This is a genomic window from Bacillus sp. PK5-006 (genome assembly GCF_054161415.1).
Map to the genome: position 1 here is coordinate 20463 of NZ_CP096414.1, position 23667 is coordinate 44129.

At 43.0% G+C, this 23667-nt stretch carries 18 protein-coding genes; 9 read left to right on the forward strand and 9 right to left on the reverse strand.

Features of this window, described 5'->3' with window-relative positions; genetic code table 11:
• The first annotated feature begins 85 nt into the window (after window positions 1-85).
• The 3 genes from M1D84_RS00120 to wrbA all read left to right on the forward strand — a co-directional run bounded on the left by M1D84_RS00120 (window position 86) and on the right by wrbA (window position 2349).
• On the forward strand, window positions 86-1057 hold the full coding sequence (locus M1D84_RS00120) for a ring-cleaving dioxygenase (protein WP_044333140.1): 972 nt from the start codon (window positions 86-88) through the stop codon (window positions 1055-1057).
• Window positions 1054-1662 carry an alpha/beta hydrolase gene (locus M1D84_RS00125; RefSeq protein WP_044333137.1) on the forward strand — a complete coding sequence of 203 codons (609 nt, stop codon included), beginning with the start codon at window positions 1054-1056 and terminating at the stop codon, window positions 1660-1662. Before M1D84_RS00120 ends, M1D84_RS00125 begins: the two co-directional genes overlap by 4 nt.
• A 72-nt stretch (window positions 1663-1734) precedes the next feature.
• Window positions 1735-2349: an NAD(P)H:quinone oxidoreductase gene (gene wrbA / locus M1D84_RS00130; protein ID WP_034283654.1), complete on the forward strand. Its 615-nt coding sequence runs from the start codon at window positions 1735-1737 to the stop codon at window positions 2347-2349.
• Window positions 2350-2398: 49 nt separating this feature from the next.
• Here the strand turns inward: wrbA and katX are convergent, their stop codons facing one another.
• Window positions 2399-3898: a catalase KatX gene (gene katX, locus M1D84_RS00135; RefSeq protein ID WP_231506898.1), complete on the reverse strand. Its 1500-nt coding sequence runs from the start codon at window positions 3896-3898 to the stop codon at window positions 2399-2401.
• Between the two features lie 195 nt (window positions 3899-4093).
• Here katX and M1D84_RS00140 point away from each other — a divergent pair, with 195 nt between their 5' ends.
• The 3 genes from M1D84_RS00140 (at window position 4094) to M1D84_RS00150 (ending at window position 6250) form a co-directional block, all read left to right on the forward strand.
• Window positions 4094-4753 (forward strand): hypothetical protein, encoded by a 660-nt coding sequence (locus tag M1D84_RS00140; protein ID WP_073208199.1) that lies wholly within the window; start codon window positions 4094-4096, stop codon window positions 4751-4753.
• A gap of 147 nt (window positions 4754-4900) precedes the next feature.
• Window positions 4901-5395 (forward strand): RNA polymerase sigma factor, encoded by a 495-nt coding sequence (locus M1D84_RS00145; protein ID WP_073208195.1) that lies wholly within the window; start codon window positions 4901-4903, stop codon window positions 5393-5395.
• Window positions 5396-6250 (forward strand): DUF3298 and DUF4163 domain-containing protein, encoded by an 855-nt coding sequence (locus tag M1D84_RS00150; RefSeq protein ID WP_073208192.1) that lies wholly within the window; start codon window positions 5396-5398, stop codon window positions 6248-6250.
• A 55-nt stretch (window positions 6251-6305) separates the two neighbouring features.
• Here M1D84_RS00150 and M1D84_RS00155 read toward each other — a convergent pair whose 3' ends face one another.
• On the reverse strand, window positions 6306-7232 hold the full coding sequence (locus tag M1D84_RS00155; protein WP_024424048.1) for a manganese-dependent inorganic pyrophosphatase: 927 nt from the start codon (window positions 7230-7232) through the stop codon (window positions 6306-6308).
• A gap of 303 nt (window positions 7233-7535) precedes the next feature.
• Here M1D84_RS00155 and M1D84_RS00160 point away from each other — a divergent pair, with 303 nt between their 5' ends.
• From M1D84_RS00160 to rplI, 3 genes are read left to right on the forward strand one after another with little or no spacing between them, the layout of a single operon-like run.
• Window positions 7536-8474, forward strand: a complete 939-nt coding sequence (locus M1D84_RS00160; protein ID WP_024424047.1) for a YybS family protein — start codon at window positions 7536-7538, stop codon at window positions 8472-8474.
• 30 nt (window positions 8475-8504) lie between these two features.
• Window positions 8505-10484, forward strand: a complete 1980-nt coding sequence (locus tag M1D84_RS00165) for a DHH family phosphoesterase (RefSeq protein ID WP_048238316.1) — start codon at window positions 8505-8507, stop codon at window positions 10482-10484.
• Window positions 10481-10930, forward strand: coding sequence for a 50S ribosomal protein L9 (rplI, locus tag M1D84_RS00170; RefSeq protein WP_008359128.1), 450 nt, complete (start codon window positions 10481-10483; stop codon window positions 10928-10930). Before M1D84_RS00165 ends, rplI begins: the two co-directional genes overlap by 4 nt.
• 39 nt (window positions 10931-10969) lie before the next feature.
• Here rplI and M1D84_RS00175 read toward each other — a convergent pair whose 3' ends face one another.
• The 7 genes from M1D84_RS00175 to M1D84_RS00205 form a co-directional block, all read right to left on the reverse strand.
• Complete coding sequence (locus M1D84_RS00175) at window positions 10970-12184, reverse strand: CynX/NimT family MFS transporter (RefSeq protein WP_122632128.1); 1215 nt, start codon at window positions 12182-12184, stop codon at window positions 10970-10972.
• 22 nt (window positions 12185-12206) lie between these two features.
• Window positions 12207-12353 carry a YycC family protein gene (locus M1D84_RS00180; RefSeq protein ID WP_064498621.1) on the reverse strand — a complete coding sequence of 49 codons (147 nt, stop codon included), beginning with the start codon at window positions 12351-12353 and terminating at the stop codon, window positions 12207-12209.
• Between the two features lie 72 nt (window positions 12354-12425).
• Window positions 12426-13160 carry an alpha/beta hydrolase gene (locus M1D84_RS00185; protein ID WP_332285548.1) on the reverse strand — a complete coding sequence of 245 codons (735 nt, stop codon included), beginning with the start codon at window positions 13158-13160 and terminating at the stop codon, window positions 12426-12428.
• Between the two features lie 94 nt (window positions 13161-13254).
• Window positions 13255-14220 (reverse strand): iron-hydroxamate ABC transporter substrate-binding protein, encoded by a 966-nt coding sequence (locus M1D84_RS00190; RefSeq protein ID WP_332285546.1) that lies wholly within the window; start codon window positions 14218-14220, stop codon window positions 13255-13257.
• A gap of 98 nt (window positions 14221-14318) precedes the next feature.
• The gene (locus tag M1D84_RS00195; protein ID WP_332285545.1) at window positions 14319-15944 is read right to left on the reverse strand and encodes a helix-turn-helix domain-containing protein; all 1626 of its coding nucleotides are present in this window, start codon (window positions 15942-15944) and stop codon (window positions 14319-14321) included.
• 326 nt (window positions 15945-16270) lie between these two features.
• Complete coding sequence (locus tag M1D84_RS00200; RefSeq protein ID WP_025093680.1) at window positions 16271-16498, reverse strand: MbtH family protein; 228 nt, start codon at window positions 16496-16498, stop codon at window positions 16271-16273.
• 20 nt (window positions 16499-16518) lie between these two features.
• Entirely contained in the window at window positions 16519-23667 is a 7149-nt protein-coding gene (locus tag M1D84_RS00205; RefSeq protein ID WP_458106364.1) for an amino acid adenylation domain-containing protein, read from the reverse strand.

Here is a 23667-nt window from a genome sequence, read left to right on the forward strand (position 1 = left end):
AATATATTTTTTTGATCTAATATCTCGAATTCGAGATAATATAAAGACGTCAGTAAAGACATAATGAATAGAGGCTTATTACTTCATGATTAGGAGGTCATTAGAAGTGAAAAAAACAGAAGGAATTCACCATATTACAGCTATTGTCGGTCATCCTCAGGAGAACGTTGATTTTTATGCAGGTGTTTTAGGACTTCGTCTCGTGAAGAAGACCGTAAATTTTGATGATCCGGGCACATACCATTTATATTTTGGAAATGAAGGCGGCTCTCCAGGGACCATTATTACGTTTTTCCCTTGGCCGGGGGCACAAAAAGGTCAAATTGGTGCAGGGCAAGTGGGCGTGACGACATATGTTGTACCGACAGGCGCTTTCTCTTTCTGGAAGGATCGTCTTGAGCAGTTTAATGTTTCTTATGAAACGGTTGAACGCTTTGGCGAAGCTTTTCTCTCATTTGAAGATCCACATGGCTTATTGATTGAGCTAGTAGAACGTGCGGAAGGAAAGCAAAACGAGTGGACATTTAATGGTGTCACACCAGATGTAGCCATTAAAGGATTTGGCGGAGCTGTTTTATTAACATCACAGCCGGAGCAAACGATGCAGCTGCTAGAGCAAACGATGGGACTTGAACGAGTCGGAGAAGAAGGAGACTATGTGAGATTCCGTTCGTTTGGTGAAATAGGCAATGTCATTGATGTGAACATCACACCTGTTCCACGAGGACGTATGGGTGTTGGAGTTGTGCACCATATTGCATGGAGAGCAACAGATGATCAGGACCAATTAGATTGGCAAAGCCATATTGCACAAAGCGGGTATCAAGTGACACCTGTGCAAGATCGAAATTATTTTAATGCTATTTATTTTAGAGAGCTTGGCGGCATATTATTTGAGATTGCTACTGATCCTCCAGGGTTTGCACACGATGAATCAGTGGAAACAATGGGTGAAGCATTGAAACTGCCACCGCAATATGAGACGCAGCGCAGTCAGATTGAACAAATTGTACTGCCAATTGAAGTGAGAGAAGTTAAAGGGAAAGGAGATTCATGATGAAGCATCTTTTTCGAAAAGGAAAGAATGAACAAAAACCTGTGCTGTTATTACTGCATGGAACTGGCGGGACGGAAGAAGATTTATTGCCGCTTGCACAGATAGTAGATCCTGATGCATCTGTTCTTAGTGTGAGAGGGAATGTATTAGAAAACGGCATGCCGCGTTTTTTCAGACGTTTGGCAGAGGGTGTATTTGATGAGCAGGATTTGATTGAGCGTACAGAGGAACTATATACATTTATCGGCGAAGCAGCTGATGAATATGGGTTTGATCGTCACAATGTGGTGGCTATCGGATATTCCAATGGGGCAAACATTGCTGGAAGCTTGTTATTCCATTATGGGGATGCTTTAAAAGGAGCTATCCTGCATCATCCAATGGTTCCAAGACGCGGGGTTTCGTTGCCTTCATTAGCGGGGAAGCAAGTCTTTATAGCAGCTGGTGAAAATGACCCAATGTGCCGTCCAGAGGAATCACAGGAGCTGGAGCAATTGCTGCAGGGTGCAGGCGCATCGGTTACACTTCATTGGGAAAATCGCGGACATCAGCTAACGAGAGAAGAAGTCGATGCTGCGGCTTTATGGTATCGTCGTCAATTTTAAATAAGGTGGGGAATACAGGTGGGATTTTTACAGAAGCTTTTTGGGCAAAACAAACAAAAGGAGCTGGAACAAATGGAAAACGTAAAATTAGCGATTATTTATTATAGTTCAACAGGTACAAACTATCAGATGGCGAAATGGGCTGAAGCTGGAGCAAAAGAAGCTGGCGCAGAGGTCAAAGTATTAAAGGTTGCTGAATTGGCACCAGAAGCAGTTGTCGCTTCAAATCCAGCATGGAAAGCACATTTAGACGAAACAAAGGATGTGCCAGAGGTTCAATTAAGTGATTTAGAGTGGGCAGATGCCATCATCTTTAGCATGCCGACACGTTTCGGTAACCTGCCAGCTCAAATGAAGCAGTTCTTAGATACAACAGGCGGCTTGTGGTTCCAAGGTAAATTGGCAAACAAAGCAGTCAGCGCGATGACTTCAGCTCAAAACGCAAATGGCGGACAGGAGCAGACGGTTCTCAGCCTATATACGACGATGTTCCACTGGGGAGCCATTATTGCCGCTCCTGGATACACAGATGATTCCTTATACGGTGCAGGGGGCAACCCTTATGGCGTAAGTGTCACTGTTGACCAAAATGGAAAAATCCAAGAGGATGCAGAAGCAGCTGTGAAACATCAGGCAAAACGTACAGTCAATGTGGCAGAATGGATCAAAAAAGGTCAAAACGCTTAATAGATGTATACAAAAAGAATGCAGCCTCGCCGCTGCATTCTTTTTTTCATTAATAAGGATCTGATGGTGTGCTGTTGTTGATGGCTTCGTCCACGGCTTGAGCAGCACCTGTAGAGCCGATAGGTCCGCTTGGCTGCTCTTGTTTAAAGGCTTTTAAGCCGTCAGCGACACGCTTTCCGTAATCAGGGTCTGCTTTTGTAAAGTTTTCAATCATTTGGTCTTGAATGTCCTTTTGACATGTCGCAAGAGTATTGACTAAGTTCTTAATCAGTTCCTCACGCTCCCAATCATTAAAACGGCGATACGTTTCTCCCGCTTGTCCAAAATTGTTTGGGCGGTCAATGGCTTCTCGTTTGACTTCACCTTCTACAAAAGGCGTATGATCCTTTCCATCCTGTTTGGCTTCTTTTAATCCTCCGAGGATCGATGGCTCATAATTCACATGGGGATTTTGGCCTTTGCCTTGATCGACATGGTATTCCATTTGACCGTCTCTCTGATTGGTGGCGACATGCTTTTTCGGTGCATTGATCGGCAGCTGTAAATAGTTTGGCCCTACACGATATCGCTGCGTGTCAGAGTAGGAGAAGGTACGGCCTTGAAGCAATTTATCATCTGAGAAATCTAAACCGTCTACGAGTACACCAGTCCCAAAGGCAACCTGCTCGACTTCTGCGAAATAGTTTTCTGGATTTTTGTTTAATACCATCCGTCCGATTGGTTTCCATGGATAGTCATCCTTGTACCAAAGCTTTGTCGGGTCTAGCGGGTCAAAGTCGAGGTGAGGGTGGGCATCATCTTCCATGATCTGTGCATATACCTCCCATTCAGGATAATCTCCTTGCTCAATCGCTTCATATAAATCCTGTGTGGCATGGTTAAAATTTTCTCCCTGGATCGCTTGCGCCTGTTCTTGGGTCAGGTTGCGAATGCCTTGTTTCGGTTCAAAATGATATTTAACCAGCACCGCTTTTCCTTCATGGTTGACCCATTTGTACGCATGGACACCTGAGCCTTGCATGTGCCGGTATGTAGCTGGGATGCCCCATGGTGAAAAGAGAAATGTCACCATATGCGTCGCCTCAGGTGATTGTGAGACAAAATCAAAAATACGCTCGCCGTCCTGACGATTGGTGACAGGATCAGGCTTAAAGGCATGAACCAAATCAGGAAACTTTAAAGCATCTCGAATAAAGAAAATTTTCAGGTTGTTCCCTACGAGATCCCAGTTGCCTTCCTCTGTATAAAATTTAATCGCAAACCCTCTCGGATCGCGTAATGTTTCTGGCGAATGACCGCCGTGAATCACAGAAGAAAAACGAACAAAAACAGGCGTCTTTTTCCCTTTTTCCTGAAACAATTTTGCTCTCGTATAGGTGGAGATGGGTTCATCACCGAATGTGCCGTAGGCTTCAAAATACCCGTGAGCTCCAGCACCGCGTGCATGAACAACACGTTCAGGGATGCGTTCACGATCAAAATGACTGATTTTCTCTAGGAAATCGTAGTTTTCAAGCGTAGTGGGTCCTCTATTCCCAACAGTTCTCATATTTTGATTGTCTGTTACGGGATGACCTTGCCGATTTGTTAAGGTTTCTTCTGACTCTGAAGATGGTTTAGGCTGTTGATCTTCTTTCAATTCGAATCCCTCCTTCAATATCTCTCTAACAATATGGTCATGTTGCTCCCTATTTCATACAAGGATTGATATAATGATTGAAAACTTTCACGAGGAGCGAGCCTGATGATTCGATTACACTGCCTTCACGCCCATCCATCCAATCAGTCATATATAGAAGATGCTTTTGGTGATACAGATGTTGATTTGCATCACACGGTCGATTCATCATTTATAGAACGCGCGACACAAGATCCTGCATTTGTTCAACACAAGCAGCAAATGTATGCTATCAACAGATTAAAACAAGAAAGTGAAGCCGATCTCATTCTGCTCACGTGTACACAATACATTGCCGCTTTGGGTGATCAGCAGCACCTTTTTAAACAACCGATTGTTCCGATCGATGAACCGTTATTTGAGCTGATTTGTGAGAAACAAAGGCCTCTTCAACTGGTGTTTTCCAACCCAGATACAGTGGAAGGGACGATGCAGCGGCTTGAATCATATGCCACAGAGAGGGGCAAACAGGTTGAAGTAGAAATGGTTGTGATGGAGGATGTCTTTCATCTCTGCCTAAACGGTGATATGCAAGCTTATGATGAACAAATCAAGGAGCAGCTGAGAAGATGTATGAAGCAAAAAGGGAGAGACATTTGCGTGATGCAGCTTTCGATGGTTCATGCGGCAAAGCAGGTGGAGCGGGAGACAGGCGTTTCTATCATTCATCCGCTTTCTCCACTAAAACAGTTTGTCCATCAAACACTATCCGCTTGGAAGGAGTGAACCCATTAGGTTCGCTCTTTTTGTATAGGAACGTAAATGCGAGACATGTTAAAAAATAATCGAGCGCAAACTATTTTCAAAAGGTGCGCGTCTATCCAATGTAAGAAATAACAGATGCGCATTTAAGATAAAGGAGCTCTTTGTAAAATGAAGAAACGAAAAATAGACGATCAATTTGCGGATTACGTCATGGAACATAAACACAGTTTTTATCGGTTGTCCTATAGTTATGTCAAAAACCCAGAAGATGCTATGGATGTTGTTCAGGAGGCCATTCATAAAGCACTCAAATCTGTTCACCGATTAGAGGATGCGAGCAAGATGCATAGCTGGTTTTATAAAATCGTGGTGAACGCTGCCCTAGACTTTTTACGAAAGAAGAAGCGGGTGCAGGTGACAGATGATGATACGCTTGAATTCTTATCTCAGGGTGAATCAGATGTATACGAGGATCAAGACGTCAAACGGGCTATAGAGGATTTGCCTGAGATGTATCGAGTCGTCATTATTTTGAGATTCTTTGAAGATTTAAAACTAGAGGACATCGCCCAGATTCTCGATGAAAATGAAAACACCATTAAAACAAGATTATATAAGGCGCTGCGGCTTTTAAAAGTAGAATTATCACAGGAGGAAATATAAATGGATAAGTATTTGGAACATTTAAAAGATGAATATTTAGAAATTCCTATTCCACCGGAATATGATGCGATGGTTGAACGAACGTTAAAAAGAAAAAATAAAAAACCTCATTTTCAGCAATGGACCATAGGGCTTGTTGCGGCGGCAGCTCTTTTTGTTACAACGGTTAATGTCAGTCCACAGGCAGCAAGAGCGATTTCAGAGGTGCCTGTCATTGGCGAGCTGGTGAAAGTCGTAACGTTTACAGAATTTAAAAAGAGCGATCAAGGAACGAATATTGATCTCAAAACACCACACGTTTCAGGACTTGGGGACGGAACATTACAAGACAGCCTGAATCAAAAATATTTAGCTGAAAACAAAAAGCTGTATCAAGATTTTGAAAAGGAAACAAAGGGTTATAAAAATGGTCATTTAAGTGTTGAGAGCGGTTATGAAGTGAGAACGAACAATGATCAAATCCTTTCACTAGGCCGATACAAGGTGACGACTCAGGCTTCTGCGGCAGAGGAAATGACGTATGATACGGTTGATAAGAAAAACCATGTACTCATTACATTACCAAGCCTGTTTAAAGATGATCGTTATATTGATGTGATTAGTGAAAATATTAAAGAACAAATGAAGAAACAGATGAAAGAGGATTCAGACAAAATATACTGGATTGGCAAGGAAGAAACAGATCCATTTAAGAAAATTAAGCCGGATCAAAACTTCTATATCAATTCAAAAGGAAAGCTTGTGATTTCCTTTAATGAATATGATGTGGCTCCTGGTTACATGGGTGTTGTTGAATTTACGATCCCAACAAGTGTGCTAAAGGATGTTCTCGTTAGTGATATGTATATTCATTAAAAAGAATATAGACAAAAAAGACTGCTGAATGATTCAGCAGTCTTGTCGTGTTTTATTAAGAAAGTGCGTCTGTCAGTGCAGGTACGACTTGTTTCTTTCTTGATACAACACCTTTTAGTAAAGCTGTGTTGTTTTCAAGCGTGACGTTAAATGCTTTTTCTACTTTTGCTGCTTCTGCACCTAGTGCAAGAGCAAGGGAGTCATTTTCTAAAATGTCTGTGATGACTAAAACAAATAGATCAAGACCTTTTGCTGCAATGACTTCATTAATTTTTGCTTCAATGTCAGCCTGTCTTGCTGTCACTTCAGCGATATCTACTGTATTGACTTGTGCAATTTCCACTTTACTTTTGCCTAGTGCGAATTCTTTTGCATCAAGTGTAATTAATTCTTGAACCGTTTTTTGGCTTAGATCAGCGCCTGCTTTCAGCATGTCTAGGCCGTAAACTTCTGGATCTACCCCTGCGATTTTTGCAAGCTCATGTGCAGCATCAATATCTTGCTGTGTGCATGTTGGGGATTTGAATAGTAAGGAATCAGAAATGATCGCAGATAAAAGCAAACCAGCGATTTCTTTTTCAATCGTCACTTGGTTTTCTTTATACATTTTGTTTAAGATCGTTGCTGTACAGCCTACAGGCTCTGCACGATAGTAAAGAGGTTCACTTGTTTCAAAGTTGGCAATACGGTGGTGGTCAATGACCTCAGTTACTTGTACTTGATCAATATCGCTTACACTTTGCTGGAATTCGTTATGATCGACAAGAATGACTTGCTTTGTTTCGTTTGCAGCCGTTTCAATGAAACGAGGTGCTTCTTGTTTAAAGAAATCTAATGCGTATTGTGTTTCTCCATTAATTTCTCCAAGTCTGACGGCTTCTGCCTGAACGCCGATTTTGTTTTTCAGATCAGCGTAAGCAATAGCAGAGCAAATCGTGTCTGTGTCAGGATTTTTGTGTCCGAATACGAGTGTTTTTCCCATGTGAATTCTCCTTCTTACATTTATTGATGATGTTTCTATTCTAACAGCTTTTGACCTTGAATTCAGGGTTTATAGCTAAGAATAATCTAAAAAATTGTAACATGCTGTTTGAAAACTTGCATATGCCATTCCATATCGGTGTTCCACGTGAAACGCTCCCAGGACAGCCTTTATTTTACTTGAGATTTACCGCTATGGTAAAATAAAGGTTGGGGCAAGACATGATGGAGCTTACATCGTACGTATACATAGAAGTACACATTGAGCAAGATATAGACAAAAGGATTGGATAGAGGTGAAGGTGTGAAACAAACAAAAGCGTTAGTAGAGGGCGCAATCATGATCAGTATTTTCGCGGTCATGACGCTGTTTTATTTGTATGTGCCGCTATTATCCATTATTTTCTTTCTAGCTGCTCCGATTCCGATCATTCTCTATACAATCAGACACGGCTTGAAAAAGGGAATTGCTGCTGGCGCTATTGGCATAGTGATCAGCTTTTTAATTGGGTCTATAACTGGACTCATGAGTGCACCTATCTTAATTGCCGTCGGATTAGGCATGGGTGTTTTCTACAGCAGAAGGCAGCCTGGGAATGCCATCATTACAGGTGCGCTGATTTATTTGTTCAGTATTCTCATCTCCTTTGTTATCAGTGTTCATCTCTTTCAAATCGATATCATGAATATTGCGAAAGAGTCGATTGAGCAAATGATGCCGATGGTAGAGAGTGTTTTAAAGCAATCCGGGGCTTCTGAAAAGGACATAGCCAAACAGCTCAAACAGTTTAAAGAGATGCAGGATACGGCATTAAGTGCTTTACCTGTAGCGTTATTGATTTTGGTCACCCTGATGGCTTTCGTGAATCACTGGTTCGTGCAGCCTCTGATCAAACGGTTTGTCAAAGACATGCCGTCCTTGAAGAAATTTAAGGATATGCGGCTGCCAAAAAGCATGGTATGGTATTATTTACTCACATTGCTTTTGATGCTGATTCAGACGGAAAAAGGCAGCTTTTTATGGCTCGTTCAAACGAGTGCGTTTCAAATTTTATTTATACTGGTGCTTATTCAGGGATTTTCTTTTCTCTTCTATTATTGCCACGAAAAAAACATCTCAAAAGCGGTACCCATTTTCGCTGTCGTGTTAACGGTTTTCTTTCCGCCGATCGGTGTGATTGTGCGAATTATAGGGATTGCTGACATAGGCTTTGATTTAAGAGAAAAAGTAAAAAACAAATAATTCACTCTGAATGTTGAGGAGTTGATATCAGTGCCAAGCTTCTATAGAAAACCTGTCATCAAGTATCCGATCTTCGCGTTAATTGTTCTTGCGGTGATCACAGTCCTCCTCAACCTTTATTTCAATTGGATCATAGGAGCAGTTGGTCTTTTCGTCCTTGCAGGTGTGCTCTACTTCTTAAAGTGGGCAGATACGCAAGTGCAGAAAGAGATTGATTCATATATTTCAACATTATCCTATCGAGTCAAAAAGGTTGGAGAAGAAGCATTAATGGAGATGCCTATTGGTATTATGCTGTTTAATGACCAGTATTATATCGAATGGACCAATCCGTTTCTCGCTTCATGCTTTCATGAAAGCACACTTGTCGGCAGATCCTTGTACGATACATTCGAGTCCATTGTGCCTCTTATTAAACAAGAGGTCGAGACCGAAAATGTGACGCTGAATGACCGGAAATTCAAAGTCATTATTAAACGGTCAGAGCGCCTTTTATATTTCTTTGATGTCACGGAGCAGGTACAGATTGAACGACAGTACGAAAATGAACGAACGGTGTTATCTTATATCTTTTTAGACAACTACGACGATGTCACGCAGGGACTTGATGATCAAGTGCGCAGCGCGATTAATAGTGAAGTGACGTCTCTGCTCAACAATTGGGCACAAGAATACGGTATTTTTCTGAAGAGAATTTCGTCTGAACGATTTATGGCGGTTCTAAATGAGAGCATTTTAGCTGAGCTTGAAGCGTCGAAGTTTTCCATTTTAGACGAGGTCCGTGAGAAAACAGGGGCACATAGTGCGACGCTCACTCTGAGTATCGGGATCGGTGCCTCCGTTCCTTCTTTGAAAGAGCTTGGAGCACTTGCGCAGTCGAGTCTTGACCTTGCCCTCGGACGAGGCGGGGATCAGGTCGCCATTAAACAGCCGAATGGAAAAGTGAAATTCTACGGTGGAAAAACAAATCCAATGGAGAAACGGACACGCGTACGCGCACGGGTCATTTCTCATGCTTTAAAAGAAATTGTATCTGAAAGCGGTAATGTCATGATCATGGGGCATAAGTTCCCAGACATGGACTCAATCGGTGCATCCATTGGGATTTTAAAGGTTGCCCAGGCCAATGGAAAAGAAGGTTATATTGTCATTGATGCCAACCAGATTGGCGACAGTGTTCAACGCTTAATTAGTGAAATTAAGAATTATGAAGAGCTTTGGTCACGTTTTATCACACCAGAGGAAGCAATGGAGCTTGCAAAGGATGACACATTGCTTGTGGTCGTGGATACACATAAACCGTCTCTCGTCATGGAGGAACGACTGCTGAATAAGATTGAAAACGTCGTGGTCATTGATCATCATAGACGAGGCGAGGAATTTATCCGTGATCCTTTACTTGTTTATATGGAGCCGTATGCTTCATCTACAGCAGAGCTTGTGACAGAGCTCTTAGAGTATCAGCCGAAGAAATTGCGGATTAACATGATTGAGGCGACTGCGCTTCTGGCTGGGATCATCGTTGATACGAAGAGTTTCTCCCTGAGAACGGGGTCAAGAACGTTCGATGCAGCATCCTACCTTCGTGCAAAGGGAGCAGATCCTGTCCTTGTGCAAAAATTCTTAAAAGAAACAGTCGATCATTACATCAAACGAGCAAAACTCATTCAGCATACAGAGCTGTATCAAAATCAGGTGGCCATTGCTTCGTTGCCATCTGACAGGTCGGAGTATTATGATCAAATTACGATTGCCCAGACGGCTGATTCCCTGTTGTCAATGAGTGAGGTAGAAGCGTCATTTGCTGTCGCTAGACGAGATGACGACACAGTATGCATTAGTGCTAGATCATTAGGGGATATCAACGTTCAAATTATTATGGAAGCATTAGACGGCGGCGGTCATTTGACTAACGCTGCTACCCAGATTTATGGTATAACCATTGAAGAAGCGGTAGGGAAGTTAAAGGCTGCCATAGACGAATATTTCGAAGGAGGGGTTCAAAGATGAAAGTCATCTTTCTAAAAGACGTAAAAGGCAAAGGGAAAAAAGGCGAAGTCAAGAATGTAGCTGACGGATACGCTCACAACTTTCTCATCAAACAAGGGTTAGCTGTTGAAGCAACTCCAACGAACCTAAGCGCATTGGAAGGGCAGAAAAACAAAGAGAAAAAGAATGCCATCCAAGAGCTTGAACAAGCAAAACAATTAAAAGAAACACTTGAGGCGTTAACAGTGGAACTCACTGCAAAATCAGGTGAAGGCGGCCGTTTGTTTGGCTCAATTACAAGCAAACAAATCGCTGATAAATTGCAAAAAGATCATCAAATTAAACTCGATAAGCGCAAAATCGAGCTGAATGACGCCATCCGTGCGTTAGGTTATACAAATGTACCGGTAAAGCTTCATCCAGAGGTACAAGCAACGTTAAAGGTACATGTGACAGAGCAGGCATAAGCAGAAAAGAACCCGTCTCACGAGGAGGCGGGTTCTTTTTTATGAAGGATCTGAAATATAGACGCTGCGTCCGGCACGCATACCGGATAAAAACATGAAAAATAGGATGACAATAAAGATGATAATCGCGGGTGTCCATGTCTGTGTGGAATCAAAAAGGATTCCAATCATGAACGGCCCAACAGCAGCTAATAAATAACCGAGAGACTGCGCCATTCCAGAGAGGGCAGCTGCTTGTTCTATATTGGTTGTACGTAATCCGATGAATGTGAGGGCAAGACTGATACTGGCCCCTTGTCCAATGCCGATCAATAGAACAGAGATGACAAGAATAGGCGTTGATCCTCCGAGAAGAAGTCCAATCATGCCAAGTAAATACACAAGGACAAGGCCGGCGACAAGCGGTCTTTGCGTTTTTAATTTTTCTGCAAAAACGGGCGTTAAGAAGGTGGATGGCAGCCCAACAAACTGCATAATGGACAGCATCCAGCCAGCTGTCGACAGGTTCATTCCATGTGATGTTAAGATATCAGGAAACCATGCGATGCTGCTATAGAAAAGGAATGATTGCAAACCCATAAAAAAGGTCACCTGCCATGCAACACGTGAACGCCATATCGGCTGCTCTGTGAGCGAGATGCTTTTGACGGCCGCTGTATTCTGATGAAGAAGCTGCGGCACCCAAACCATCATGGCGAGAAGGGCAAGTCCAGCCCATACAAGGAATGATGTATTCCAGCCGCCAGGCATCGTATGACTGAGCGGAACACTGACACCTGATGCAAGTGCAGCAAAGACGGACATTGAAGTCGTATATACACTTGTCATCAAACCTGCATGTGCAGGAAATTTATGCTTCACAAGCCCCGGTAAGAGCACATTACAAATCGCAATTCCAACGCCGACCAGCGCCGTGCCAATCATTAAGAAGGTGATGGTGCCAAACGAGCGAATCACAATCCCAAAGAGAAGGACAGCAAGTCCAAGCCAGAGGGTTCGTTCATTGCCAAGTCGTTTTCCGATTTTAGGGGCAATTGGAGAAAGCAATGCGAATGAAAGCAGTGGTAATGTCGTGAGAAAACCCGCCAGTCCATTTGAAAGCTGTAAATCGGAGCGAATCGCGCCGATCACAGGGCCAACGGATGTAATGGCAGGCCGAAGATTAAATGCAATAAGCAGAATTCCAGCAATCAGCAGGATGGTTTGTCCTGTACTGCGAGGATGTAATGTTGATTTTTCTAGTTGTTGTTCCATGAATGTAAACTCCTTTATTTCTTTAAGAAGAACGATCTTTCTTCTGTTCAAGCTCCGCTAATTTAGCTAATAAGATATGCTGCGGCATATGCATAATTTGTTCTAACGGTACATTGAGTGATGCAGCAAGCTTTTGTGCGGTATCGGCTGAGATTTGTAAAGGTCTCATGCGCAAATCCCTCCTCTTTCAATCTATACGTTCCAATATATCATATCGGCTTTGCGCTATGCTGATAAAAAATTAGCGTTCTCTTTGATAAAACCACTTTAGGGCCGATAAGAAATTTTTTTGAAATTGTTTCAGATGATGCCCCTCCCCTTGTTCGATGTGATATTGCAGCTGCCTTTCTTGCATCCCTTTCTGTAATAAAAGATCATGTAGTTGTTTGTTGAATAAAGGCATGTGCTGTTGAGCAGATGTTTTCCCTTTCCCTTCTTCACTGCCTACAGACAAATAAATAAAGTGATCCACACACTGAATGTTTTGTTGCTTAGCAAACGGTAGAAAATCTTGATACCAAAATGATCCGGAGATCGATGCGATGTTTTTAAAAAGATCAGGGTGCATGAATAAAGTATAAATAGCAAACAGCCCGCCTAATGAAGCACCTACGTGGCTATGTTCATGACAGGTCTCTTGAACTGGATATTCTCTTTTGATATATGGGAGCAAGTCATTCGCTAAAAATGACACATACGTCTGTGCCTCGCCTTTAAAGTCAGGAAACCCAGATCGCAGTGATGACGCCTTCCATGGTGTATATTCGTCAAGTCGATTGAAGGGGTGTATGCCGACGATGATAATTGGCGAGATGGTTTTGGCTTCGATCATTCTTTCGATCTCTAGCAGGTGTGTTCTAAACAAAAAAGAGCCATCTTGTACAAAGACAGCTGGAACATCAATAGAAGCGTCCGGTGGAAGGTAAATATCAAGCTGACGCCCGTTAAACTCGTCATATAGAAACGTTCCGTTCATGTGTATCCTCTCCTAAAGGTTTTCAACTGCGTTGAAAAGAAGACAAAGGGCTAAACATTTTAGCCCTTTGTCAACCATCTGATCACGCATCTTTTTAGTTGTTTTGATCTAACCATTTGACAGCCTTGTCAAGGAAGGTTGTTTTGCTTAGTGCTGTTCCTCCTTGAAGCATAGGATCAACGACATTTTCATTGATATGCCCATTTTTCACAGCTTTTAGGCTTGTCCAAATTTTATTTTTCTCTAAGTCTTTCAATGCGTTCGGATTCGATGAGTTTTCTTCTTTAGAGAACTGAACAAAAATATAGTCAGGATTGAGTTCGCCTAGGCGCTCCAATGAAATCAATGCTTGTGCTTTGGCTTTTTTGATATCACTTGGTACTGTAAAACCTAAGTCCCCATATAAAGTAGAGTTGAAGTATACGTCTTCAGGGTATACGTACAGATCGCCCTGTCTAATGCGTAAAATGACAGCTGTTTTGTTGCTGCTTTTGTCTTTCAGGGTTTCTTTCGCTTGTTTGAGATCTTTCTGATAATCAGAGATGATGTTTTTGGCTTCTTCACTTTTTCCAGTCAATTCACCGAGTAATAAAAGATTGCTTTCCCAGTCGGAAGAGACATGTGATACTGGGATCGTCGTTTGAACTTTATCTAGTTTTTTAATTGTTGCAGGCGGAAACTTTGTTGATCCAAGTATCACATCTGGTTTTAGTTTTAGGATTTTTTCTAGGTTCGGTTCTGTTTTTTCACCGATGCCTTCCGTTTTCGCTGTGATGTCTTTAAATAATTCAGGGAATGTGCCGCCTACAGTAGAAGCACCAATAGGCTCGATACCAAGTAATTTTGCATCTTCCATTGATTCAAGGCTTCCAGCAATGACAATTCGTTTCACTGGTGTTTTGAGTTTGTACGTTTGATCTAAGTAGTTGATATTCGTTTCTGCTGCTTCAGCTGACTTGCTTTTGGCTGTGTTTGAAGCAGGTTTATTTTCTGCAGCACCACAGCCTGCTGCGGTGACCGTCATAATACAAAGGATAAGCAATGCGAACCATTTTTTCATTTGTTTTCTCCTTTAACTGATAATTGTTCTCAATTAAAGATTGTATTAGGCTTTCGTCCTTTTATCCATAGACAAATCTCTGTCAAAAGATGGACTTTTTACGGAAAAAAAGATAAAAGGTCCTGAATGACTCGTTGATGACTGGCTGCTGTGTATTCACGCCAAGGGTCAGAAGTGAGCGGATAGACGGCTTGCTGCGTCACAGCCTTGAGATTTTGCCAAGACTCCTGCTGCTTTAACTTTTGATAAAAAGCAATGGTTTTTGGCTCCTTATGCAGGAAGAGGAAGATGGCGTCTGGATCTAGCTGTTGTATAGAGCGAATGCTGATTTTTTTTTCTATTAGCTGACCATCATTCTGAAAAGCTGGCAGAAGGCCAATGTCTTGAAAAATTACTTCTGACATGGTGCGATTCACAGACAAATAGAGCTGATCTTGAAAGATACGAAGAGGCAGGACGGTTTTTGGTGGATGATCAAAAAGGCATGCCTTTTTCGCTTGATTGACGAGTTCCTCGTAATGAATCAACCATTCTTCTGCTTCGTTCGCTTCGTTTAGGAACGTAGCTGTTTGTCTAAATTGAGTGCGCCAATCCAATTGTGTGAATGGAACAAAGTGAACAGGGCAGATGGTTTTTAACACTTGTTTTTCATCCTCTGTCACATGATCATTGGCAATGATCAGCTCAGGTTTTGTTTCCTTTAATAGCTGTAAATTGGCTTCAGCGTGCTCGTTGATCCGATGTGCACTCAGGTGAATCGGAATTTCTTCTGCATGATGCTCAAAATCATGTGCTGTCCATTTTGGGTGAAGGGGAGCAGCATATGGGATGATATGAATGGGTGTGAGCTGGCCGAGTATGGAATGGCCATAGGCTGCAATTTTCCGCTGACGGCTTTTCATATAAGTAGAAGGGGTCATGCCCGTTTTTTTCTTAAAGATGCGGCTGAAGTAATACGGATCTTGATAGCCGATTTCAAGTGCAATGTCTTTGAGCTTTGCGTTGCCTTTTGCCATTAATTGTTTGGCTCTAGCCATCCTTTTCTTGGTGATATAATCAGTGACACTCACATCAAAATGCTTTTTAAATAGCTCACTGTAATGATTGGCGCTGATACCAGCCATATGAGATAGACTTGTCAGGCTGAGGGGTTCTTCGGAATGTTGATCGATATATTGTTTTGTTTTGAAAAGGGCATGTGCCGTGTCACAAATATCTTCTTTATGCAGTGTAAAAAGCTGCATAATAAGCTGCTGGAAAAGAGTTTGGCTTCTAAAAAAGCTAATGGATTCAGGTCTTTGCCATTCCTCTGTCATATCGGACAGTAAAGAATGAATGTGTTCAATCAAACTAATATCGATAAATTGCCATTTATTCAGTAAAGAACGGGCATGTTCCGGTGATACTTCTCCTATGTTTTGATTTTGCAGCGTGTAGAGCTGAAAGCGAAAAAGGTAGAGCTCGTGTTTTTGATAAGGCTCTGTTTTCAACATAAATGTTTCCCCAGGCATGATCGTATAGAGAGTCAGATGTTTCAATCGCCATTTTTGATCGTTCAATGTGAGTAAACCGCTGCCGCTTATGCTGAAGAGGAGGCAGAATGTATCTGATAGCTGCTGCTCCGTATGTGGAAGCTCTGCATTATTTATTTTTTCAGTATCTGTTAATCGATAGATGAATTGTTCGGCATTTGCCAACGTACGTAATTGATTATTGTTTCCCATAAAACCACCTGATCTCTTTTTAGTTGATAAACATTCTCAATTAAATTGTAGCAGAATGAGCTGAAAGATGGTGATGTTTATTCTGTCAAAAAAGCACCCTGATGGAGATCAGGGTGCGCAGCGTGTAGACAAACCCTCGCATTCGCCCGCAGGTCTGCGCGCCGGTACTCACGAATGTCAAATTCGCTCCGTTCCGGTGCTCGCCCTTCCTAGGGCTGCAAAGGTTTTCTATCACGCTGAAAAGAAGACAAAGGGCTAAAATCAAGATCATTTTAGCCCTTTTTTCAACAATCATCGCACCCTGAGTGAGATCAGGGTGCGATGATTTATTCCGTTTTTCCATGAGCTAGCGCTGGTTCTTTTGTTAAACTTAATGGCCGCAAGTCCTGCCAGTGTGTCTGGATATAATCGATGCAGGCATTTCTAGTGTCTTCACCAAAGACCTTTTCCCATCCATCTGGCACTGGTGCAAATGATGGCCAAAGTGAATGCTGTCCTTGTTCATTGACCAGCACAAGAAATACACCGTCTTCACGATCAAAGGGATTTGTCATTTGTCATCTCTCCTTTATTCTTAGTGCTTTTGTTTGACCCGAAGCAGTGCGTTGTCTAAGATGACACCAATTTCTGCTAGGGGTTTAGGCTGGCACATGTCTTTGTGCCGGCAATGAATGTCGTGCTGTTCAATTGTTCCATTGATATAAGGTGCCCATGCTTCAGGATCAATTGGTGTAAACCAATCTGGGATAATGGTAGATCTAAAGAATAATATGTCCCCCTGATAAGTTTTTGGCTGATATTCTCCGAGCAATCGAACTGAATTCACATAGGTTTCTTTTAGATTTCTAATGGCATCTTCACTTAAGCTTGCTAGTGCACTGCCATCTTTTTTCAAAATGTCGACGGCACTTTTCATTGTGAGCGGTTCACCTGTTAAGGTATCTGGATCATAACCGCCAAGCGCAAGAAGAGCGATTAGTGCTTCTTCCTCATCAGGTGCTGCTTTAATCGGTAAGAAATGGTTTGGATAGGCATCCAGCATCGCAACGAGTGCGATTTCTTCACCTTGCTGCTGGAGCTGTGTAGCCATTGCCTGTACAACGTTTCCACCTAATGACCAGCCAAGAAGATGATAAGGGCCTTTTGGCTGAATCGTTTGGATGTGCTTGATGTAATCCGCAGCCATATCATCTAGTGTGTGCGGGTAGTCATCTTTTCTTGCGATTCCTCGTGCCTGTAATCCATAAATAGGGATGTCTTTCTCTAATGTATTCAAGAGACCTGCATAGCACCAGCTCAGACCACCTGCTGGGTGAACACAGAAAAGAGGATACCTTTCTCCATTTGTTCGCAGCGGCAGCAAGATGTCTAGTGCGTTTTCATCGCTTCCTGTTTCTAGTTTCTCTGCCAAACTTGCCACATTTGGTGCTTCAAACAATGTTCCAATGCTTAGTTTGACACCAAGTGCATCACGAATGCGGCTGATTAAACGAACTGCAAGCAGTGAATGCCCGCCAATGTCAAAAAAGCGATCGTCTATGCTGATTTTAGGCAAATCAAGCACCTCTTCAAAGAGATGACATAGGATTTCCTCTTTCGGGTTTCTTGGGCCGCGGCCATCCGTTTGCTGTAAATGCAATTGAGGGGCTGGCAGTGATTTTTGATCAAGCTTCCCGTTTGCTGTAAGCGGCATGGCGTCAATCTGTACATATGCCGCGGGCACCATGTAATCAGGAAGACTGGCTGCTGCAAAATGACGAAGGGTCTCTGTATCGAAACGGTTTTCTTCAGTTGGGACGATATAGGCGACTAGGCGTTTGTCGCCAGGCTGATCCTCTCGCATCATGACGGCAACTTGTGCAACTGCATCGTGGCGCGCCAGAACGGCTTCGATTTCTCCAAGTTCAATGCGGAAGCCGCGTATTTTAATTTGATGATCAGCTCTGCCAATGTAATCAAGAGCCCCTTCTTCTGTCCAGCGCGCAAGGTCGCCTGTGCGATACATCCTTGTGCCAGGTGCGCCATAAGGATCGGCAGGGAATCGATCTGATGTCAGGTCAGGTCTGCCTAGATAACCTCTTGCAAGGCCAGCTCCAGCTACATACATTTCACCTGTCGTCCCAGGGGGAACAGGCTGCAGGTATTCATCTAGTACGTACACATGTAAATCAGGAATCGATTCGCCTATTAAACTGCTGGAGTTCTTTGTGATCATATCTCGATTGAGTTCATTGTAAGTAACGTGTACGGTGGTTTCTGTAATGCCGTACATGTTAATGAGCTTTGGCTTACCGTCTGAGTGACGGCTGTACCAATCTTCTAATCTGCTAAGCTCTAATGCTTCACCGCCAAAGATGACATAGCGGAGTGATAATGCTTGGCCTAGTGTTTGTTGTTCCTTGTCTATCTGCATGAGCTGATAGAAGGCAGAAGGTGTTTGATTAAGTACAGTTACACCCTCCTCGACTAGAAGCTGCAGCATCTCTTCTGGAGAGCGAGAGATGGTATGAGGTACAATGACAAGCCGGCCGCCATATAAAAGTGGTCCCCAAATTTCCCATACTGAAAAGTCAAAGGCATATGAATGGAACATTGTCCAAACATCTTCTTCATTAAATTGGAACCAATGTTCAGTAGATGTCAGAAGACGGATGACATTTTGGTGTGGGATGACCACTCCTTTTGGTTTGCCTGTAGAACCGGATGTATAAATAATATAGGCCGGATGCAGAGAAGATAGCGGCTCAATTCTGTCTATATCAGCCGGATTGTGATTTGGCATTGTCAGCAATTGATCGCTCGTTTCCTTTTCGTCTAACAAAATCAAATCGCAATCAGCAGGGAGGTGTATTGCATCTGCTTTTGTTGTGATGCTGCAAACGGGTTTGGCATCTTGTATCATGTATGCCAGTCTGTCTGCTGGGTAATCTGGATCAAGCGGAACATAGGCTGCGCCTGCTTTATGAACGGCTAATAAGCTTACGAGCATATCGATTGATCTAGGCAGGGCAAGTGCAACGAACTGTTCTGGTCCAACGCCTCTTTCTATTAATAAATGAGCAAGACGATTGGCTTTGTTGTTTAACTCACCATAGGTCAGCTGCCTATTGCCATACGTTACAGCCACTCGATCAGGGTATTGCTGCGCCGTTTTTTCAAATAAGGCCGGGAGACTATGTGCTTGATCTAACTGAGCGAATGTCTTTTTATCAGGGAGAAATGTTTGCCGCTCTTTATCTGATAAAATGTTCACTTGACCAATCGGCACGTGTGGGCGCTCAGTCACTTCAGTTAAAAATCGCTTCATTCTGTCAGCAATTGCTCGAATGGTGCTTTGTTTAAATACATCTGTACTGAATTCAAACAATCCTGTTAAACCTGCTGCTGACCCAGTTTCCGTTCTTTGTTCTGTTAATTCGATGGTCAGATCAAATTTAGCTGACCCTACTGGTTTCACGTAAAGATCTGAGTCAAGTTGTGTCAGCTTCATTTCTGCCTTCGGTGTATTTTGGAAGGCTAGCATGACCTGGAACAATGGATTTCTTGATCTGGACCGGGTTGGGTTTAGGATTTCGACTAGCCGTTCAAATGGCAGATCCTGATGCTCATAGGCTGCTAGGTCAACGTCTCGCACTCGCTTCAATAGCTCACTAAAGGTTGGATTACCAGCTGTATTTGTACGTAATACTAGTGTGTTCACAAACAAGCCTACAATGTCGTCAAGTGCATCGTCATTCCGTCCAGCAATCGGACTGCCGATTGGGATATCTGTACCGGCCCCAAGGCGTGTCAGTAATGCTGCAAGTGATGCTTGAAGCACCATAAACAAACTCACTTGATGCTGCTTTGCAAGCTCAAGAAGGTTCTGATGTAAAGCGGGTTCAATCGTAAAGTCTATCGTCGCACCGTTGAAGCTTCCTTCCTGTGGACGCGGGAAGTCATAGGGAAGCTCAAGTTCTTCGGGCAGGTCATGTAAGGCACCTTTCCAATAGCTGAGCTGCTTGGCAAATAGACTATCCGTCTCTTCTTCACTGCCCAACAGCTTCTGCTGCCAAATAGCATAGTCAGCATATTGAACAGGTTCTGCTGGCAAGGAGATGGATTTTCCTTGTATACGGGCTTCGTAAGCAGCAGCTAAGTCTCGTGTCAATGGTGCAAGTGACCAGCCGTCACCAGCGATGTGATGCAGCAATAGAAGCAGTACGGATCGGTTTGCATCAAGCGTGAATAATTCAGCTCGAAGTGCAGGTTCTTCTTCAATTTGAAAGCTATACCGAATGGCTTCGTTTAACTGATTCTCAATTTTTTGATCGCTTGAAGCTGTGACATGGAGTTCAGGCTGAACACTTTTCGGGTGTAAAATGACCTGTCTTGGCATACCATTCTTATCTGGAAAAATGGTTCTAAGGGTTTCGTGTTTTTCAGTGATATCTGCCAAAGCACCAATGAGAGCTGTTTGATCTAGTGTACCTGTCAGTTGAATGACAAGTGGAATATTGTAAGTTGGACTTGGCCCTTCAAGGCAATGAAGGAACCAGAGCCGTTTTTGGGCAAAGGATAACGGAATCTCATCTGGCTTGTCTTCTACCTGAAGTGGCGGCCGAATGTCCTTCGCTTTGTCAATATGCTGCGCAAGATCAGCAACCCGAGGTGATTCAAAAATGGTACTCATGCTTAGGTCTGCACCAAGTGTATCGCGTATACGTCTAAGCAGGCGAGCGGCGAGTAAGGAATGTCCTCCTAAGTCAAAGAAACTATCATCTATGCCAATTTGAGATAGGCCAAGGGTTTCTGCAAATAAACTACATAACATGTCTTCTTGTGGTGTTCTAGGTGTCCGCTCAGAACTGACTAAAGACATATTTGGTGCTGGTAATGCTTTGCGGTCGATTTTGCCGTTTGGTGTAAGTGGAAGTTCTGGCAACACGACAACAGCAGAGGGCACCATGTAGTCAGGAAGTAATGAAGCCGCAAACTGCCTGAGCTCTGAAGGGTGCAGAGAAGAGCCATCTGTCAGCACAACATACGCACAAAGAAGCTGCTGCCCAGGTTGATCCTCACGAACGATAACAGATGTATGCTTTATGGCTTGATGCTGCATCATTACGGTTTCGATTTCACCTAGTTCAATACGGAAGCCGCGTATTTTAATTTGATGATCGGCACGGCTGATATAATCAATCGAACCATCTTCACGCCATCTGGCTAAATCACCGGTACGATACATTCTCGTGCCTTTTGTGCTGAATGGATCAGCGACAAAACGTTCAGCCGTTAAATCATATCGTCCAAGATATCCTCTGGATACTCCTTCACCTGCAATATAAAGTTCACCAATTGATCCTGCTGGGACTGGGTTTAGTCCTTCATCTAAAATGTAAATGCTCGTATTCCAAATGGGTTTACCGATTGCCGGCCCGCTATTCTCCCGGTGTGCTGTGACATTTTCCATCGTAGACCAGATCGTCGTTTCTGTAGGTCCGTACAAATTAGTAATGTCGCATTGAAGAGATTGCAATGTGTGCAAAAGGGAAGCAGGGAGTGCTTCTCCTCCAACAAGAACACGCATACCTGTTATCACGTCAGGGTACTCATCTGCCAATGCATGCCACAACGTTGGCGTTGCCTGCATGATGGTGACATGATGAGAACGAATCATGTCTGAAAGCTTTGCTGGTTCTTGTATGGTTTCTTTTTTTGCTAATAAAATAGCAGCCCCATGTAAAAGCGGGAGGAACATTTCTAGCCCGGAAATATCAAAGGCAATGGTCGTTACCGCTAAAAGCTGATCTTCTTGATCTAATAAAAATGAATCTTGCATGGACAATATAAAGTTGATCACATTTCGTTTTGTTACAACAACACCCTTTGGTTTGCCTGTCGATCCTGATGTGTACAGGATGTAGGCGGGGTGATGTGGAGAGCCATCGCTCCAAGTCGGATTGAGATGTGGACTGTTTGCTATCTCCTGGTGGACAGTTGCATCATCCAATTGAACGATGTGCGGATGGTTCAAACCGTCTGCTGTCTCTTTAATTGTGAGCAAGCACGCCGGTTTGGCATCTTCTAGCATATAGGCGACACGATCGTTAGGATAATCAGGATCTAGTGGCAGATATGCGGCTCCCGTTTTGACGACGGCTAATAGACTTACAACCATATCGATGGATCGAGGCAGAACAATTGCGACAAATTGTTCTGGTCCAATGCCATGTTTTTTCAAATAATGAGCTAATTGATTAGCCCGCTGATTCAACTCTTCATAGGTTAAAGTAATTCCTTCAAACTGTAATGCTTTTGCTTGTGGTGTTTTGCTCACTTGTTTTTCAAATAGTTCCCGTAAAGATTCCTTTGGTAATTCTCGTTTTGTATCATTCCAGTGCTTGAGGATGTTCTCTTTTTCTTCAGACAAAAGAAGGTTGAATTGACTGATTGTCTGATCTTGCTCTAGTCCGGTTATTTCCTCCAGCAATTGCAGAAAACGCTGCTGATGAGCGTCAACTGCTTGCTCTTTGTAAACGGCAGGGTTTGCATCAAAGTCGATTTGAAATCCGTTCCCATCCGCGCGATCGTATATGTTAATCGATATATCATCCACGGGTCCTGCTGAAAGGTTATGTGCTTGACCAATGCTCTGATCGAACATGAAATCATAATCAAATGGCATGATATTGATCTGTGGGCCAAATAATCGCTGATTTCTTCCGATGAGTTTAAAGTCTCTCCGCATGTCCTCGTGACGATATCTTTGATGAGGGCGAATGGCTTTTAGTTCCTCAGATACTTGGCGAACAAGAGCTGAGAGTGTCATTTCTGGTTTGCATGTTAAACGAAATGGTACCAGGTTCATGACCATTCCGGGTGTTTGTAAGGCGCACGATCCAAGGCGCATCATCACAGGAAGTCCTAAAACAATATCATGTGCACCAGTCATACGATGCATATATAATGCGGATGCTGCAAGGATCATTTCATGCCACGTACCACCGAAGGCTTGAGCATTTCTTTTCATTTTGCTTACCTTTTCGGCATCGAAGCCAGCCGTTTTTCTAATAAAATGATCCGACGTTCTTGGGGCAAGCTCAGCAAGGCTGACAATTTCCGGTTGATCAGCGAAGCGATTTTTCCAAAACGCTTGATCAGCTTCATATCGATTGGACTGTTGATAGGTGAGCTCCTCTTGGACTACGTCATGTAAGGATCCAAATGTTTGAGGAGGCATAGGTGTCCCTTGCGATAAGGCTGAATAGACCTCAGCAACACGACGTGCAATGAGCGAAAAGGCGAATCCATCAATGGCAATGTGATGAATGCGCTGATACCAGATAAATCGGTCGTCAGCAAGCTGAAAAAGTACTTCACGGAATAATACATCTTTCTCTAAAGAGACTGGTGTTGAAAGATCTGCCTTCATCCATGCTTTAGCCGCATCAAGCGGCTGTTTTTCATTTTGTAAATGAATCAATTGGAATGGAATTTCTTTCTTAGATGTCATCCATTGCTTTGGACCGTCAGTATCTTCAATGAAGCGCATATACAAGGAATCTGCTTCTAAGACAGTCTTTCTAATGGCGGCTTCAAAATGTATGGGATCAATAGGACCTTTAATATCTATATACTCTCCTGTATTGAAAATAGGATTAGCTGGATCAAGCTGCTGCGCGTACCAAATGCCTGATTGGGCACCGGTTAGTGGGAATGAATCGACTGACTGGATCGACAA

Excerpts from the sequence above, each read along its gene's own strand:
- M1D84_RS00120 (WP_044333140.1), top strand. The coding sequence starts at position 86 with ATGATTAGGAGGTCATTAGAAGTGAAAAAAACAGAAGGAATTCACCAT.
- M1D84_RS00125 (WP_044333137.1), top strand. The coding sequence starts at position 1,054 with ATGATGAAGCATCTTTTTCGAAAAGGAAAGAATGAACAAAAACCTGTG.
- wrbA (WP_034283654.1), top strand. The coding sequence starts at position 1,735 with ATGGAAAACGTAAAATTAGCGATTATTTATTATAGTTCAACAGGTACA.
- katX (WP_231506898.1), bottom strand. The coding sequence starts at position 3,898 with ATGAGAACTGTTGGGAATAGAGGACCCACTACGCTTGAAAACTACGAT.
- M1D84_RS00140 (WP_073208199.1), top strand. The coding sequence starts at position 4,094 with ATGATTCGATTACACTGCCTTCACGCCCATCCATCCAATCAGTCATAT.
- M1D84_RS00145 (WP_073208195.1), top strand. The coding sequence starts at position 4,901 with ATGAAGAAACGAAAAATAGACGATCAATTTGCGGATTACGTCATGGAA.
- M1D84_RS00150 (WP_073208192.1), top strand. The coding sequence starts at position 5,396 with ATGGATAAGTATTTGGAACATTTAAAAGATGAATATTTAGAAATTCCT.
- M1D84_RS00155 (WP_024424048.1), bottom strand. The coding sequence starts at position 7,232 with ATGGGAAAAACACTCGTATTCGGACACAAAAATCCTGACACAGACACG.
- rplI (WP_008359128.1), top strand. The coding sequence starts at position 10,481 with ATGAAAGTCATCTTTCTAAAAGACGTAAAAGGCAAAGGGAAAAAAGGC.
- M1D84_RS00175 (WP_122632128.1), bottom strand. The coding sequence starts at position 12,184 with ATGGAACAACAACTAGAAAAATCAACATTACATCCTCGCAGTACAGGA.
- M1D84_RS00180 (WP_064498621.1), bottom strand. The coding sequence starts at position 12,353 with ATGAGACCTTTACAAATCTCAGCCGATACCGCACAAAAGCTTGCTGCA.
- M1D84_RS00185 (WP_332285548.1), bottom strand. The coding sequence starts at position 13,160 with ATGAACGGAACGTTTCTATATGACGAGTTTAACGGGCGTCAGCTTGAT.
- M1D84_RS00190 (WP_332285546.1), bottom strand. The coding sequence starts at position 14,220 with ATGAAAAAATGGTTCGCATTGCTTATCCTTTGTATTATGACGGTCACC.
- M1D84_RS00195 (WP_332285545.1), bottom strand. The coding sequence starts at position 15,944 with ATGGGAAACAATAATCAATTACGTACGTTGGCAAATGCCGAACAATTC.
- M1D84_RS00200 (WP_025093680.1), bottom strand. The coding sequence starts at position 16,498 with ATGACAAATCCCTTTGATCGTGAAGACGGTGTATTTCTTGTGCTGGTC.